The organism is Cloacibacillus porcorum, assembly GCF_001701045.1.
Classification (GTDB): domain Bacteria; phylum Synergistota; class Synergistia; order Synergistales; family Synergistaceae; genus Cloacibacillus; species Cloacibacillus porcorum.
Genome location: NZ_CP016757.1, coordinates 2,028,385 through 2,043,005, shown reverse-complemented (window position 1 = coordinate 2,043,005; position 14,621 = coordinate 2,028,385). Strand labels below are relative to the sequence as shown.

Annotated in this window: 15 protein-coding genes; 12 read left to right on the top strand and 3 right to left on the bottom strand. The window is 59.1% G+C overall.

Annotated features, from left to right (window positions below; genetic code table 11):
• Window positions 1-9 precede the first annotated feature (9 nt).
• Window positions 10-1,119 (top strand): aromatic amino acid ammonia-lyase, encoded by a 1,110-nt coding sequence (locus BED41_RS09195; RefSeq protein WP_084002375.1) that lies wholly within the window; start codon window positions 10-12, stop codon window positions 1,117-1,119.
• Between the two features lie 129 nt (window positions 1,120-1,248).
• Here BED41_RS09195 and BED41_RS09190 read toward each other — a convergent pair whose 3' ends face one another.
• Window positions 1,249-1,953: a GNAT family N-acetyltransferase gene (locus tag BED41_RS09190; protein ID WP_084002374.1), complete on the bottom strand. Its 705-nt coding sequence runs from the start codon at window positions 1,951-1,953 to the stop codon at window positions 1,249-1,251.
• A 128-nt stretch (window positions 1,954-2,081) separates the two neighbouring features.
• On the opposite strand from BED41_RS09190, the gene xth reads away from it, so the two are divergent.
• A complete protein-coding gene (gene xth / locus BED41_RS09185) occupies window positions 2,082-2,882 on the top strand; it encodes an exodeoxyribonuclease III (RefSeq protein ID WP_066745111.1) in 801 nt (266 codons plus the stop codon).
• Window positions 2,883-3,307: 425 nt separating this feature from the next.
• Here xth and BED41_RS09175 read toward each other — a convergent pair whose 3' ends face one another.
• Window positions 3,308-3,841, bottom strand: a complete 534-nt coding sequence (locus tag BED41_RS09175; RefSeq protein WP_066745105.1) for a GNAT family N-acetyltransferase — start codon at window positions 3,839-3,841, stop codon at window positions 3,308-3,310.
• Between the two features lie 152 nt (window positions 3,842-3,993).
• On the opposite strand from BED41_RS09175, the gene BED41_RS09170 reads away from it, so the two are divergent.
• On the top strand, window positions 3,994-4,569 hold the full coding sequence (locus BED41_RS09170; protein WP_066745102.1) for a DUF3793 family protein: 576 nt from the start codon (window positions 3,994-3,996) through the stop codon (window positions 4,567-4,569).
• A gap of 35 nt (window positions 4,570-4,604) precedes the next feature.
• Entirely contained in the window at window positions 4,605-5,033 is a 429-nt protein-coding gene (locus tag BED41_RS09165; RefSeq protein WP_066745099.1) for a flavodoxin, read from the top strand.
• Between the two features lie 164 nt (window positions 5,034-5,197).
• On the opposite strand, the gene BED41_RS09160 is transcribed toward BED41_RS09165, so the two are convergent.
• Complete coding sequence (locus BED41_RS09160) at window positions 5,198-6,292, bottom strand: threonine synthase (RefSeq protein WP_066745096.1); 1,095 nt, start codon at window positions 6,290-6,292, stop codon at window positions 5,198-5,200.
• 188 nt (window positions 6,293-6,480) lie between these two features.
• Here BED41_RS09160 and BED41_RS09155 point away from each other — a divergent pair, with 188 nt between their 5' ends.
• The 8 genes from BED41_RS09155 (at window position 6,481) to dapF (ending at window position 14,605) form a co-directional block, all read left to right on the top strand.
• Window positions 6,481-6,705: a DUF1490 family protein gene (locus tag BED41_RS09155; protein ID WP_008712061.1), complete on the top strand. Its 225-nt coding sequence runs from the start codon at window positions 6,481-6,483 to the stop codon at window positions 6,703-6,705.
• Window positions 6,706-6,786: 81 nt separating this feature from the next.
• The gene (locus BED41_RS09150) at window positions 6,787-8,871 is read left to right on the top strand and encodes a heavy metal translocating P-type ATPase (RefSeq protein ID WP_066745093.1); all 2,085 of its coding nucleotides are present in this window, start codon (window positions 6,787-6,789) and stop codon (window positions 8,869-8,871) included.
• A gap of 387 nt (window positions 8,872-9,258) precedes the next feature.
• Window positions 9,259-10,269, top strand: a complete 1,011-nt coding sequence (gene trpD / locus BED41_RS09145; RefSeq protein ID WP_066745091.1) for an anthranilate phosphoribosyltransferase — start codon at window positions 9,259-9,261, stop codon at window positions 10,267-10,269.
• Window positions 10,266-11,057 carry an indole-3-glycerol phosphate synthase TrpC gene (trpC, locus tag BED41_RS09140; protein WP_066745089.1) on the top strand — a complete coding sequence of 264 codons (792 nt, stop codon included), beginning with the start codon at window positions 10,266-10,268 and terminating at the stop codon, window positions 11,055-11,057. Before trpD ends, trpC begins: the two co-directional genes overlap by 4 nt.
• Window positions 11,054-11,659 carry a phosphoribosylanthranilate isomerase gene (locus tag BED41_RS09135; RefSeq protein WP_066745087.1) on the top strand — a complete coding sequence of 202 codons (606 nt, stop codon included), beginning with the start codon at window positions 11,054-11,056 and terminating at the stop codon, window positions 11,657-11,659. The genes trpC and BED41_RS09135 overlap by 4 nt, the downstream gene beginning before the upstream one ends.
• Entirely contained in the window at window positions 11,659-12,843 is a 1,185-nt protein-coding gene (gene trpB, locus BED41_RS09130) for a tryptophan synthase subunit beta (RefSeq protein WP_066745083.1), read from the top strand. The genes BED41_RS09135 and trpB overlap by 1 nt, the downstream gene beginning before the upstream one ends.
• Window positions 12,836-13,618, top strand: a complete 783-nt coding sequence (gene trpA / locus BED41_RS09125; RefSeq protein ID WP_174544911.1) for a tryptophan synthase subunit alpha — start codon at window positions 12,836-12,838, stop codon at window positions 13,616-13,618. Before trpB ends, trpA begins: the two co-directional genes overlap by 8 nt.
• Window positions 13,619-13,681: 63 nt before the next feature.
• Window positions 13,682-14,605, top strand: a complete 924-nt coding sequence (gene dapF, locus BED41_RS09120) for a diaminopimelate epimerase (RefSeq protein WP_229712278.1) — start codon at window positions 13,682-13,684, stop codon at window positions 14,603-14,605.
• The last annotated feature ends 16 nt before the right edge of the window (window positions 14,606-14,621 follow it).

The following is a 14,621-nucleotide window of genomic DNA, read 5'->3' as shown; positions in this document are numbered from 1 at the left end:
GGTGTTATTGTGGGAACGTATGTATTGGACGGCTACACGCTGACAGTTGACGACGTTGAGAAGATGCTGAGCGATGAGCATCCTCAGGTAAAAATTTCAGATGAAGCCCGCGCGCGCTGCGAAAAGAGCCGCGCTCAGATAGACGAATGGCTTAAAGAGGGAGCGCCGACGATATATGGCATCAACACCGGCCTCGGCGCTTTAAAAGACGTGCCGGTACCGCCCGACAAGCACATTGAATGGAACAAGAGCCTGCCCTACGTTCACGGCGCGGGATTCGGCGATTATCTGCCGGCCGAGGTTACGCGCGCGGAACTTCTGCTGCGCGCCAACATCCTCTGCCGCGCGTTTTCGGCGGTGCGCGTTTCGCTGATCGAGCGCCTGCTTGATATGTTTAATAACGGCATATCGCCCGCCGTCTACGGTGACGGCTCCACGGGGCTCAGTGACCTGGCGCCGATAGCGCAGAACATCATGGCCGTAGCCGGACTTCCTGGAGCGGGAGCCATTGTGGATGGTAAAGTAGTCCCAGCCTCGGAGGCATATAAGGCGGCGGGAATGGCGGAGACCTTTGTCCTGGAATGCAAGGAAGTTTTGGCGCAGATGAACGGATCGACGATGAGCCAGAGCATCGCCGTAGTCTCCTTCATCAGGTTCCAGAAGCTTTTCGAAAGATACCGCAAAGCAGCCGCCGGCAAGGTGAGCCGTGACAAACTTGCGGCATGTGAAGAGACTGTAGATTTTATACGCGGCATACTTGATTTTGAAAACAATATCACCTGTGACAACCCCAATCTCTTCGAACTCGAAGACGGCACCTTCGAAGCGGTTATGGGCTGTAATTGCAGCAACACGCAGGTGGGGTACGTGATGGATCTTCTCAACGTAATCATCGCCGAGATGGCCCTTGATATTGTGGAACTATGCGGAGAGAATCCGCGCGCGGCACAGCTGCTTGCAAAACTCCGCGGCATGACAATGCAGGTCAGCGCGGATTCCATCCCGACAAAGGGCGGACAGGAAGACCACGTGGAATTCAGCTATTCCGCCGCGAGAAAGGCTGACCTTGGAATAGAGCTCCTGGCTGAGCTTATGTTGGTCTATAAACTGACTGATTGACGGTATATGCCATAACTTGAATAAAAAAGTCGTCTAAGCTGGAGGACGCGCCGCCTAAGGCGGCGTACCCCAACGCCTGGCAGCCTGCGGCGGAGCGCCGTGAACTGCCGGGCGTATTTTTTGTCCTTTTCAGTTAAACAGCCAGTATGTCTTTCCTTTAGAAATCGCCATCCCCAGCTTTCTCTGCAGCGCCAGCGAGGGGCGGTTGCCGGTCACGACCTGGCAGAAGGGGATACTTCCCCGTGCCAGCGTGCGCCCTATGAGAAACGATTCCAGCGCGTATCCGTATCCGCGCCCTCTGTGCTCGGGAAGGACCTCCAACAGCCCCATACTGCCCTCGAGGTGTTCGCCGATGAAGCCCGCCAAGAGGCCGTCCTTAAAGAGGCCCCACATCTGTCCGCGGGAGATCAGTTCCCTGATATACGCCGGATCGTCCATCGCCTCGTAGCTGTGAAAGACAGTTTCCTCCTGCTCCTCTGTCAGTGGCCGGATATCGGCCTCCAAAGCGCGGGGCGGCTCTTCCTCCAGATAGGCGGCCTGGCAGACGGTGAGAGAATGTGGAAAACTCCGTCCCTGCGTGATATATGCCGCCACATCCCTTTGGTGCGCCGCGTACTGCGGATAATTGCCGAGAGAGGGCAGCTCCTCGCATATACTGATCTCGTCTACGGAGATCATGCAGCTTCGGCTCTCCCGTTCGATGAGGATTACGCCGCCGCGCTCCGCGTAGAGGATATCCGCGCTGCCCCTGTCGATCGCCTCCAGCATGTCAATATGGGAAAGGGCGTCCCGCGAAAGATATTCTTTTGCCTTAACCGCCGCCGTCTGTGGCATTTTTCGCACCTCAAAATAAGGATTAAATACGTGGTAATAGTATCATTACAAATGAAAATAGGCTATTCCGGAGGCGCTCCGCGTGCCGTATAATATTATTCTAAAATAGCCGATATGAGGTGCTGACAATGCCAAAGACAGACATAGCGACATTTAACGTGAACTCGGTAAAGAGCCGCCTGCCGATACTCGATACATGGCTCTCCTCCGACGGAGCCCCGGATATCCTCTGCCTGCAGGAGACCAAATGCCGCGACGAAGAATTTCCCGCGGCCTTCTTCGAGGAGCGGGGATACCACTCCGTATTCAAGGGAATGAAGAGCTACAACGGCGTTGCCGTCGTCTCGCGCGCGAAGCCGGATGAATACGAGTTCGGACTGTGCGACGAGGGCGAAGAGGGACGCGGCGAATCGGAGATGGCGCGCGTGGCGCGCGTCCGTTTCGGAGGGCTCACGGTGCTGAACACCTACATACCGCAGGGCAAAGAGATAGACAATCCAGACTATCCCTACAAACTTCGTTTCATTGGACGGGTGCGGAAGCTGCTGGAAAAAAAGTGCAGTCCATCCGACAGAGTGGTCTGGCTTGGCGACCTGAACGTCGCGCCGACCGACATCGACGTGACCAATCCGAAAAATAAAAAGGACCACGTCTGTTTTCACCAGGATGTGAAAGAGGCGCTCGCGAAGGCGATGGAGTGGGGGCTGGTGGACATCTTCCGCGAGCACCTTCGGGGCGAGGGTGAATACACCTTCTGGGACTACCGCGTAAAAGATTCGCTGGCGCGGAATATCGGCTGGCGTATAGACCACATTCTTGGGACCCAAAGCGCCGCCGCCCTCTGCCGGGGCGTGAGGGTGGAACGCTCCCTTCGCGCGATGGAGAGACCCTCCGACCACACGGCGGTGGTCGGCACATTCGAGCTGTAAGGAGCACAGCCGCCCGCGGAGGCTGTGTTCGGTGTTCAGCGGGCGGCCTCCTTCATAGGCAAACGCATTAGCAGGAACCAGAAATAATATAAATTGTGGTTAGCTTTTGACTTTGCCCTTAGAGGCGCCCTCTCTGAGGGAGCTGGCTCGGCGATGTTTTTTCGCCGAGACTGAGGGAGTGTTGACCTTATGTTCTTCCGCGGCTTTTGCCGCGGGCTCTGTATGGCGCGGTTTCCGCGCCATACAGAGCAACACTCCTTCCGTCTCGCCGCAAAAGCGGCGGCGATCCACCTTCCTCAGAGAGGAAGGCTTTAAGAAAAAACGCTGTTTATCATCGATAGGGCAGAAGTTAAGCCGCAATTTAACGTTTAAGTTTGCCTCCTCCGACCATCTGTAATGTCCTTGGTGTCCTTCATAAGCCCACGTCAGCCGCGGGGCTCGTCCCTCATCACCGTCTCGGAGAGATAACGGGCGAAAATTTTATATTCCTCCTCCGACAGCGGGGCGGGCGAGGACATTATAACGAGCCGGTGTCCGTTAAAACCTCTCCTGTACGGAGGGTGTACGTGTTCAAAGCCATTGGTGCGGTAACCGGCCCTCTCATAAAAGTTCTTTCTGCGTACGGAGATATCATCCACCAGAGGGTCGATCTCCAAAATCACGCCTTTGCCGCCGCGCGAAAGTAATTCCAGCGCTTTCGCGCCATAGTTTTTGCCTCTCAGCTCCGGCAGAATACAGAAGTGCTCCACATAGACGAAACCCCTCGTCTCCCAGCAGAGAAGCAGTCCGAGAAAGATATCACCGTCGAAGATGAGATTGAAATGATAATCCTCATCGGCTAGGGCGGCGCTCTGGCTCTCCGCGGTACGCCGCTCATGCAGCGGGAAGCTTTCCTCGTACAGCTCCATCGCCGCGCGGAATCTTTCGTCTTTATCAGTCTTTATCCTTAACAGTTCCATATCATCTCTGCGCCTCACAGTCAATAGTTTCATTTGTTCAGCAAATAGTATATTCGATGAATTTCATAGTTGACAAGTTAGCCTATGCTAATGTATTATATGTACGTTGGTTAGCTAATGCTAACAAATGCGGATGAAGGGATGTGTGGCTTATGGTGAAAAACTCTTTGGAGTCGCTTATCGCCTTTCACTGCGCGCCTACTTTGGCGGGGATAAAGGCGGCTAATCTCTTTACGTGGCACCACACGCGGGAAGATATGGCGGACGGCCTGATAGACGCCGCGCGTTCGCGCCTCGCTCCCTACGGCATCAGCATGGAAATTCTCTGCCGGTGCGAGAGGTATGCCCTGATCTTCGTCTACCGCGAGGAGATGCTCGGCAGGGCGTTCACGCCGGAGGCCGAATGTTTCCTTGAGGGTTATGGCTACGCCGCCGGTTCCAGCGTCGCTGAAAAACTTGCCGTTTTGAAGAACCGTCTCACCCTCTGCGGCGAGTTTCCCCATGAGATAGGAGTCTTTCTCGATTATCCTCTCGAGGATGTCCGGGGCTTCATTGAAAACGGGGGGGACGGCTGTAAGGCATGCGGTACCTGGAAGGTCTACGGCGACAGCGAGAGAGCCCTGGCGCTCTTTGAACGTTATAAAAGGTGTACGGATTATTTCTGCAAAAAGATAGATGCCGGTCATGAGATGGTGCAGCTGCTGACGGCGGTGCCCTCCTTCAATTAAATGAGTCCACAGATAAAAGGAAAGGCGGAAGAACAATGGGTAAAATCGCAGTGATCTACTGGAGTGCGGGTGGAAATACAGAGGCGATGGCGAAGGCCATAGCCAGAGGAATATCATCGGAGAATGTTGGGGCGGATGTCTTCAGCGTCTCCGAATTCGGCAGTAAAAGCGTGAACGATTATGAAAAACTCGCTCTCGGCTGTCCCTCTATGGGCGCGGAAGTTCTTGAGGAGTGTGAGTTCGAGCCTTTTCTCTCATCAATAGAGCACGGACTCGCGGGGGAAAAGGTGGCGCTCTTCGGCTCCTATGGCTGGGGCGACGGCGAATGGATGAGAAACTGGGAGGGGCGGATGCGCGGCGACGGCTGCCTGCTCTTTGAAACCGGCCTCATCATCAACCTTACCCCCGACGACGAGGGGATAAAGCAGTGCGAGGAATTTGGAGCGCGCTTCGCTAAATTTTAAGAAGTTGACCGTCCGCCCGCACGGCGGCAGTTGATAAAGTTTTATGGCTACCATGCCGGCCATAAACCGCACAGAGGGGGAAGATCTCTGACATGAGGATCTTCCCCTTCTGTTTTTTATATCTCTCCGTCCGTTCGCCCAATACGGCGGTTGAAGGGGATTATTTAATGGTCAGATTTCAGCCCCGCGCCGCAGATCGGGATGAGGCAGTCCTGGGGAACGCCGTACATCTCCGCGCAGGCCATATAGCCCGCGAGGTTCGCGGCGGTGGTGTGTTCGCAGTAGATACCCTTGGCGGCTAGCAGCCCCCGCGCCTCCAGTATCTTTTCCTCCGGCGCGGAGACCATCTTTACCCCGTGACGGTAGACATATTCGAGTATCTCCCTGCCGCGCATCGGCTCGCCGATCGCTATGCCCTCCGCGAGCGTTTTTTGCGGCGACACCTTCGCCGGTTCGCGCAGCGAATTTTTTACCGCTTCCAGCAGCGGCGCGCAGCGTTCGCTCTGCACGGCGATCACCTGCGGGAACCTCTCGATAAGCCCGGCCTCCGCCAGCTCCTCCAGCCCCTTCATGACGCCGAGGAAGAGCGTGCCGTTTCCCACGGGGACGATGATATTCGCGGGAATCCTTCCCAGCTGTTCATAGACCTCGTAGATATATGTCTTGGTGCCCTCGTAAAAGAAGGGATTATAGACATGGCTCGCGTAATAGTTTCCCTCCTGCGAAGCCTTCTCCCTGCATACCGCGGCGCAGTGGTCGCGCGAGCCGGGGACGATCGTACAGGTCGCTCCGTGGGCGCGTATCATCGCGATCTTTTTCGGCGAGGTGCCCTCTGGAACGAATATCTCGCAGGAGATGCCCGCTCTGGCGGCGTAGGCGGCGACGCTGTTTCCCGCGTTACCGCTTGAATCCTGCACGATATGCTCCACCCCGATAGTTTTGCAGTGGGAGATGAGGACCGCCGCGCCGCGGTCCTTGAATGACAGCGTCGGCATCTCGTAATCCATTTTCAGGAGAATGTCGTCGTTAAAGCGCGTAACGGGCGTCATGCCCTCTCCGAGCGTGATATCGCGCCACACTTCGCCCTCGGGCGGCATAAAGGCGCGGTAACGGAAGAGGCTCCATTCTCTTTGGTCGACTTTATCTAGGTCGAACTTCGGCGGTTTGTAATCGAGCTTCCAGAGGCCGCCGCATTCGCATCCGGCTTTAAGCGTCGCCGTATCGCTCTTTTTCCCGCAGCGGGAACATATATAATTCATTAACTATTCACTCCCCTTTACATTCTCCGCGGCCTGATTCTTTCCGTAGACCTATTCAGTTTACAACGCCGCCTATAATTATTACCCCTTTTTACCATATTTTAACAAATTAATTGCATTGCCCTTAAAAAGATGTATAATTAGCTATAGCTAATTAGCTACGGCTAACTAATAGGGAGGTTGTTAATATGAGAATCGAATGTGAACGCTGCCTGGTATTTGCCGCCGGACTGATCGTCGGCGCCGGGGCCTATGCGATGGTGAAGAACGGCAAGGCGAAGAAGGCTGCCGTCAAAGCTCTGGCGAAGGGCATGGAACTCCAGGAAAAAGTCGCGGCGGCGGCTGAGAGGACGAAGGAATCTGTGGCGGATACCATCGCCGAGGCAAAGTGCTGCATGGAAGAGGAAAAATAACGCCCATTTCAACAGAGCGATGATTTTTTGAAGGGTCCGCATTTTTTCGGAATGCGGACCTGGAATTGTGAGGAATCTTTTATGGAATTTGTCATAGCCCACGAATTGCCCGGACGTATCCGCCTGCGCACGCCCAAGGGAACTTTTTCAAAAAAGAACGCGCCCGCGGTGGAGGCGCTGCTGGAATCGCAGCGGGGCGTGAAGAGGGTCAGGGCGGCCTATCTGACTGGGAGCATCCTTATATATTTTGAAGCGCCGCAGCGGGAGAACGTTCTTTCCGCGGCGGCGTTGCTCACTGAAGACTACTATGACGACGAGAAGCTGGAGGGGCTTCGCGGCGGCGCGCCGCAGGATAGCCTAAAAACGAGCCTGGTGGCGATGGCCGCTCGTTTCGTCTTTCGCCTCATGCTTCCAAGTCCTTTGCGCAAGACGGTAAATATCTGCCGCGCCTCATCCTTTGTTCGCCGGGGACTGCACTCTCTGCTGGTCGTCCGCAAGCTCGACGTCTCCGTACTGGATGCCTCGGCGATCGTGAGCGCGATCCTGCGCGGCGATTTTGTCTCAGCGGGGATCATAATGACGCTGATCTCGCTCGGCGACCTTCTCGAAAGCTGGACGCAGCGGAAGTCTAAAGAGGATCTCGCGCAGAGCCTCGCGCTGCGCGTCGACACAGTATGGGTACGGCGCGGCGGCGGCGACGTGGAAACGGCCTTCGCCGACCTCGCCGTAGGCGATCTGGTCGTCGTCCGCGCGGGCAGCGTCATTCCGGTGGACGGCAGGGTGGACGAGGGCGAGGCGGTGGTGAACCAGTCCTCGATGACGGGCGAACCGCTCGGCGTCGTGAGGAAAAAGGGCGCGAGCGTCTACGCCGGCACGGCGGTGGAGGAGGGCATGATCGTCGTGGAGACCACCGCCCTCGGAAATTCCACCCGCATCAGCAAGATCATCGAGGTGGTCGAAGAGTCCGAGAGCCGCAAGGCCTCAGTGCAGGGACGCGCCGAACACCTCGCCGACTCCATAGTTCCCTTCAACTTCATGCTTGCGGGGCTCATCTATCTTGTTACCCGAAACCCGGTGCGCGCCTCCTCGGCGCTGATGGTGGACTATTCCTGCGCCATCAAGCTCGCGACGCCGCTCGCCATCCTCGCCTCGATGCGCGAGGGTATCCGGCGCGGCGTGCTGATAAAGGGTGGGAAATATATCGAGGCGCTCTCCGACGCCGACACCGTCGTCTTTGATAAGACGGGGACTCTGACCGTGGCCGAGCCGCGCGTCGCCAAAGTCATCGCGCTCAACGGCTTCCGCGGCGAAGACGTGCTGCGGCTCTCCGCCTGCCTTGAGGAGCATTTCCCGCATTCCATCGCGAAGGCGGTCGTCCGCCGCGCGGAGGAGGACGAGTTGCGTCACGCGGAGGAGCACGCCGATGTGGAATATGCCGTCGCGCACGGCATCGCTTCGAGTCTGCGCGGGGAGCGGGTCATCATCGGTAGCGCCCACTTTGTCTTTGAGGACGAGGGGATCGGCCTCTCCGAAGAGGATGAAAAGATCATCGTGGAGGAGTGCGCGCACTACTCGCTCCTGTACCTCGCCGTCGGCGCGAAGCTGGCGGGCATCATCTGCATCGCCGACCCTCTGCGCGGGGAGGCCCGCGAAGTCGTATCCGCGCTGCGCGCCGAAGGGCTGGAACATCTCGTCATGCTCACCGGCGACAGCCGTAGGGCGGCGGAAAACACGGCGGCGCAGCTCGGCATCAGCGAGCTGCGTTCGGAGATGCTGCCAGTCGACAAGGCCAAATACGTCAGGGCTCTCGTGGAAAAGCGGCGCGTGGTCATTATGGTGGGGGACGGCGTCAACGATTCGCCGGCCCTCTCCGCCGCCAGCGTCGGTGTCTCCATGAGGAGCGGCGCGGACATCGCGCAGGAGGTGGCCAACGTCGTATTGCTGGAAAACGGCCTCGGCGCGCTGATTGACGCGCGGCGTATCAGCCGGGGGACGATGCGGAAGATAAACCGGAACTACTGCTTCATCGTCGGCACGAATACTATGCTGCTGCTGCTCGGACTCGGGGGCTTCATCTCTCCCGCCCTCTCGGCGCTGCTGCATAACCTTTCGACTGTGGGAGCGAGTGTCTACAGCCTCGCGCCGGTGCTCGAAGGGGAGATGTGAGGGAATCTCCGCGACTATTGACAGATATAGATTTTGGCATATACTAACCAACAGTTGAATATGACAAACCGTTGACGTGGAGATAACGTCTGTCGTGCACTTACAGAGAGTCCGGGATGCTGAGAACCGGATGGAACGCAGTCAGGCAAATGGACCACTGAGGGCGCGGGGAAAGGCTTCGGGCCGAGTATTCCGCGACGTGAGGGCATACGTCAGTTGCCGGAGATATGATTGTATCTCGCAAAGAGCGCGCATATGCCGTGAAGCAAGGTGGCACCGCGGGAATTTTACCCGTCCTTGGCAGATTATTATTCTGCCGGGGACGTTTTTTTTATCCCCGGAAGGACCGGATGAAAAATTTTTTGAATGGATCAGGAGGTAGTAGAGATGATTAAAGAGGCGATAATAAGGCTCTCAAAAAAGGAGGACCTGAGTTATTCCGAGGCGCAGGACGTGATGAACGAGATCATGGACGGAAAGACGAGCCAGGTCCAGACGGCGGCCTATCTGACGGCGCTTTCGCTCAAGGGCGAGACGACGGAGGAGATCACCGGCTCGGCGGCGGGGATGCGCCAGCACTGCGTCAAACTGCTGCACGACATGGATGTGCTGGAGATAGTCGGTACGGGGGGCGACAACGCCAACTCTTTCAATATATCGACGACCTCGGCGATGGTGATCGCCGCCGGCGGCGTGCCGGTCGCCAAACACGGCAGCCGCGCCGCCTCTTCGAAGTGTGGCGCGGCGGACGTCCTCGAGGCGCTCGGGGTGAAGATCACCCTTGCGCCGGAGGAGAGCGCGCGGCTGCTGAGGGAGATAAATATCTGCTTCCTCTTCGCCCAGAATTATCATATCGCGATGAAGTATGTCGCGCCAATCCGCAAGGAGCTCAGTATCCGCACCGTATTCAACATTCTCGGCCCGCTCACCAATCCCGCCGGGGCGAACCGCGAGCTGATGGGGGTCTACGAGGAGGCGCTGGTGGAGCCGCTCGCGCAGGTGATGTCCCGCTTGGGCGTCGTCAGGGGCATGGTGGTATACGGGCAGGACCGGCTCGACGAGATTTCGATGAGCGCGCCGACGTCGGTCTGCGAGATAAAAGAGGGCTGGTTCCAGTCTTACGAGATAACGCCGGAGCGCTTTGGCTATCAGCGCTGCGACAAATCCGAGCTGACCGGCGGCACTCCGGAGGAGAACGCGGCTATCACAAGGGCGATTCTCGCCGGCAGTGAGCGCGGCGCGAAACGGCAGGCGGTCTGTCTCAACGCGGGCGCGGCGCTTTATATCGGCGGCAGGGCCGAAACGATGGAGGCGGGCGTGCGGATGGCCGAGGAGCTGCTGGATTCCGGCGCGGCGCTGAAGAAGCTCGAAGAATTTATCGCGGAGAGCAGCAGGTGAATATACTTGCGGAGATCGCCGGGCGCACGAAGCTGCGTGTAGCGGAGGAGAAGGCCCGGCTGCCTCTCTCCGAGGTAAAACGACGGGCGGAGGCGGCCGCCAAAGAGTGCGAGCCCTTTGCCTTTGAACGGGCGCTGAAGGGCGGCGATATATCCTTCATCTGCGAGGTAAAGCGGGCCTCTCCCTCTAAGGGGCTCATCGCCGCCGATTTTCCCTATCTTGATATCGCGCGCGACTATCAGGCGGCGGGCGCGGCGGCGGTCTCCTGTCTCACGGAGCCGTACTGGTTCAAGGGTGAGGACCGCTATCTGAGCGAGATAGCGGCGGAGATATCGATCCCCGTTTTACGCAAGGATTTTGTCGTGAACGAGTATATGGTCTGCGCGGCGCGGGCGCTCGGAGCCTCGGCGGTGCTGCTGATCTGCGCCCTCCTCGACGACGCGCAGCTGCGTTCTTTCGCGCAGCTCGCCGGGGAGCTTGGCCTTTCGGCGCTCGTCGAGGCGCATGACGAGGCCGAGGTGGAGCGGGCTCTGTTGGCCGGAGCGAGGGTCGTCGGCGTCAATAACCGCGATCTCAGGAGCTTTCAGGTGGATATGGAGGTCAGCTGCCGTCTGCGTTCGCTGGTGCCGCCGGAGATTCTCTTTGTCTCCGAAAGCGGCATCGAGAGCGCCGGTGATATTGAAAGGCTGCGGCGGCACGGCGTCGACGCGGTGCTTATCGGCGAAAAGCTGATGCGCGCCGCGGACAGGCGCGCGATGCTCGCCGAGCTGCGGGGCGGCGGCCAATGACGAGGATCAAAATATGCGGGCTAACGCGCCCCTGCGATGTTGACTATGTAAACAGGTACGTCCCCGATTACTGCGGCTTCGTCATTAATGTGCCCAGGAGCCGCCGCAATGTGACGCCGCAGCGGGCGCGCGAACTTGCGGCCCGTTTGAACCCTGGCATCGTCCCCGTGGGGGTGTTTGTCGACGAAAGCCAGTCCGCAGTGGCGCGGCTGCTCAACGAGGGTGTGATCGCCGCCGCGCAGCTGCACGGCGCGGAGGATGCTTCCTATATTAAGGAGCTGCGCCGCCTCACGGCGGGAACGCTGATACAGGCCTTCCGCGTGGCGTCGCCCGCGGACGCGGAACGCGCCGCGGAGAGTTTGGCGGACTATGTGCTGCTGGACAGCGGAGGCGGCACGGGGGAGCGGTTCGACTGGCGGCTGGCGGAGGGTTTCAAGAGGCCGTTTTTTCTCGCCGGCGGGCTGGGGGCGGAAAATATCTCCGACGCTTTGGAGCGGCTGCGCCCCTTCGCGGTGGATATGAGCAGCGGCGTGGAGACGGAGGGGGTCAAGGACCCCGTGAAGATAGAGGCGGCGGTGGCCGCGGTGAGGAGGTATTCGTAATGGATAAGGGACGGTTTGGCGTCCACGGCGGGCAGTATATTCCCGAAACGCTGATGAACGCCGTCATTGAATTGGAAGAGGCCTATAATCGCTATAAGGACGACGAGGATTTCAACCGGGAGCTGACGGCGCTGCTCAACGACTACGCGGGACGCCCCTCGCGGCTCTATTTCGCGCGGCGCATGACCGCCGACCTCGGCGGCGCGAAGATATATCTCAAGCGCGAGGATCTGAACCATACCGGCGCGCATAAGATAAACAACGTGCTGGGGCAGGTGCTGCTCGCGCAGCGTATGGGTAAAAAACGCGTCATCGCCGAGACCGGGGCCGGACAGCACGGCGTCGCGACGGCCACCGCCGCGGCGCTGATGGGGCTTGAGTGCGAGGTCTTTATGGGACGCGAGGATACTGAACGGCAGGCGCTCAATGTCTACCGTATGCGGCTGCTGGGGGCGAAGGTCCACGCCGTCGAGAGCGGCACCGGCACGCTCAAGGACGCGGTGAGCGAGACGATGCGCGAATGGACGAGCCGTATCAGCGATACGCATTATGTTCTCGGTTCATGTATGGGGCCGCACCCGTTCCCGACGATCGTGCGCGATTTCCAGTCGGTGATCTCCAGGGAGATAAAGGAGCAACTGCTGGCGGCGGAGGGCAGACTGCCGAATGTCGTACTGGCCTGCGTCGGCGGCGGCTCAAACGCGATCGGGGCCTTTTATCATTTTATCCCAGACACCTCCGTGCGTCTCATCGGCTGCGAGGCGGCGGGGCGCGGCGCGGATACGCCGGAGACGGCGGCGACGATCGCCACCGGCAGGCTCGGCATCTTCCACGGCATGAAGTCGTACTTCTGCCAGGATGAGTACGGGCAGATCGCGCCGGTCTATTCCATCTCGGCGGGGCTCGATTATCCGGGCATCGGTCCGGAGCACGCGCATCTGCATGATACGGGACGCGCCGAATATGTGCCCGTCACCGACGCGGAGGCCGTTGAGGCCTTTGAGTATCTTTCGCGTATGGAGGGCGTCATTCCCGCCATTGAGAGCGCCCATGCCGTCGCCCACGCGCGGAAGATCGCCCCGCTGATGGGCGGCGATCAGATAATCGTCATCAACCTGTCGGGCCGCGGCGACAAGGACTGCGCGGCGATCGCCCGTTACAGAGGGGAGGATATCCATGAGTAGGTTAAGAGAGGCGTTTGGCTCCGGCAAGGCCTTCATCCCATTTATCACCTGCGGCGACCCTGATCTGGAGACCACGGAAAATATCGTCTGCGCGATGGCGGAGGCGGGCGCGGATATTATCGAACTCGGCATTCCCTTTTCCGATCCGACCGCCGAGGGGCCGGTGATCCAGGCGGCCAATGTGCGCGCGCTTGCGGGAGGGGTGACCACCGATAAGATTTTCGCGATGGCGCGCCGCCTCCGCGCGAAGATTTCCGTGCCTCTGGTGTTTATGACCTACGCCAACGTGGTCTATTCCTACGGGACGGAGAGGTTTGTGAAGGCCGCCGCTTCGGCGGGCGTCGACGGGCTGATACTGCCGGACGTGCCCTTTGAGGAGAAGGAGGAGTTCTCCGCGCCCTGCCGCTCAGGCGGGCTGGAGCTGGTCTCGCTCATCGCGCCGACCTCCAACGACCGCGCTGCGATGATCGCGCGCGCCGCGGAGGGCTTCGTCTACTGCGTGTCGTCGCTCGGCGTCACCGGCGTCAGGGGTGAGATAACGACCGACGTCGGCGCGATGGTGCGGCTGGTGAAGAGGGAGAAGGATATCCCCTGCGCCGTCGGCTTCGGCATTTCGACCCCGGAGCAGGCGCGTGCGATGGCCGCCGCCGCCGACGGCGCTATCGTCGGCAGCGCCATCGTCAAGCTCTGCGCGCGGTACGGCAAAGAGGCCGCGCCCCATGTGGCGCGGTATGTCCGCGAGATGAAGGCCGCCGTTATGGAGGCTGTGGGTTAAGGTCAAATTTGCGCCCGCAGCGGCGCGGGTAAAAATAGATAGCGGCAGTGTGGGGAGGGCGATATGTTTCTGTTTTTTCGCCCTCTCCGCCGTTATGTGCTAAAATACCGCATATATGAGAATAATCCCTATAAGAAGGGCAGACTGATGATGATAAATTGTTCTAAGATGAATGGAAACGGCAATGATTTTCTTGTCATAGATAATATGTCGCTGGCGCTTGACGGAGCGGCGCTTGCTGCGGCCGCGCGTCTGGCCTGCCGCCGCCGGGAGGCGCTCGGGGCGGACGGAATCCTCGCCGCCGAGCCCTCGGAGAGTGCTGATTTTAAGATGCGCCTCTTCAACCGCGACGGCTCGGAGGGCGAAATGTGCGGGAACGGCGCGCGCTGTATCGCGCGTTTTGCCTTTGAAAAGGGGATCGCGAGGTCTAAGGATATGACCTTTGAGACGCTGGGCGGCAATGTTCACGCGGTGGTCTGCGGAGAGCGCGTGACGCTCGACCTGGCGCCGGTGTCGGTCTCGGATGCCGTCGTGGACGCCCACGCGGCGGTTGACGGTTTCGAGTTCAACTATACCTTTCTCACCGTCGGCGTGCCGCACGCGGTGATCTTCGAGAGAGAGCGCAGCCATTCCTTCGAGGGGTACGCCTCCGTCGGGCGCGCGATCCGCAGCAGGCTCGACCTCTTTCCCGAGGGGACGAACGTAAACTTTGCCGTCCCAAGTTTGGAGCGCACAAGCGTGCTTGACGTAATGACCTATGAGCGCGGCGTCGAGGATATGACGCTATCCTGCGGCACCGGTTCCACGGCGAGCGCGATCGCGGGGCTGCTGCTGGGAATCACGGGGGAGCGCGTCGAGGTGATAAATCCCGGCGGAGTAAACCGCGTGAGCCTTGAATTTTCCGGCAGCGATCTTATCTCCCCGAAGCTCGAGGGCGGCGCGCTGATGATCGCGGAGATAGCTATTCTGCCAGAGGCGCTGCGCTGAGTTTGTAATATAATGC

Bases quoted from the DNA above. Each gene is read 5' to 3' on its own strand.
- BED41_RS09170 (WP_066745102.1), top strand. From the start codon at position 3,994: ATGGTGAAAAACTCTTTGGAGTCGCTTATCGCCTTTCACTGCGCGCCT.
- trpA (WP_174544911.1), top strand. From the start codon at position 12,836: ATGAGTAGGTTAAGAGAGGCGTTTGGCTCCGGCAAGGCCTTCATCCCA.
- trpD (WP_066745091.1), top strand. From the start codon at position 9,259: ATGATTAAAGAGGCGATAATAAGGCTCTCAAAAAAGGAGGACCTGAGT.
- xth (WP_066745111.1), top strand. From the start codon at position 2,082: ATGCCAAAGACAGACATAGCGACATTTAACGTGAACTCGGTAAAGAGC.
- BED41_RS09190 (WP_084002374.1), bottom strand. From the start codon at position 1,953: ATGCCACAGACGGCGGCGGTTAAGGCAAAAGAATATCTTTCGCGGGAC.
- BED41_RS09160 (WP_066745096.1), bottom strand. From the start codon at position 6,292: ATGAATTATATATGTTCCCGCTGCGGGAAAAAGAGCGATACGGCGACG.
- BED41_RS09155 (WP_008712061.1), top strand. From the start codon at position 6,481: ATGAGAATCGAATGTGAACGCTGCCTGGTATTTGCCGCCGGACTGATC.
- trpB (WP_066745083.1), top strand. From the start codon at position 11,659: ATGGATAAGGGACGGTTTGGCGTCCACGGCGGGCAGTATATTCCCGAA.
- BED41_RS09165 (WP_066745099.1), top strand. From the start codon at position 4,605: ATGGGTAAAATCGCAGTGATCTACTGGAGTGCGGGTGGAAATACAGAG.
- dapF (WP_229712278.1), top strand. From the start codon at position 13,682: ATGTTTCTGTTTTTTCGCCCTCTCCGCCGTTATGTGCTAAAATACCGC.
- BED41_RS09135 (WP_066745087.1), top strand. From the start codon at position 11,054: ATGACGAGGATCAAAATATGCGGGCTAACGCGCCCCTGCGATGTTGAC.
- BED41_RS09150 (WP_066745093.1), top strand. From the start codon at position 6,787: ATGGAATTTGTCATAGCCCACGAATTGCCCGGACGTATCCGCCTGCGC.
- BED41_RS09175 (WP_066745105.1), bottom strand. From the start codon at position 3,841: ATGGAACTGTTAAGGATAAAGACTGATAAAGACGAAAGATTCCGCGCG.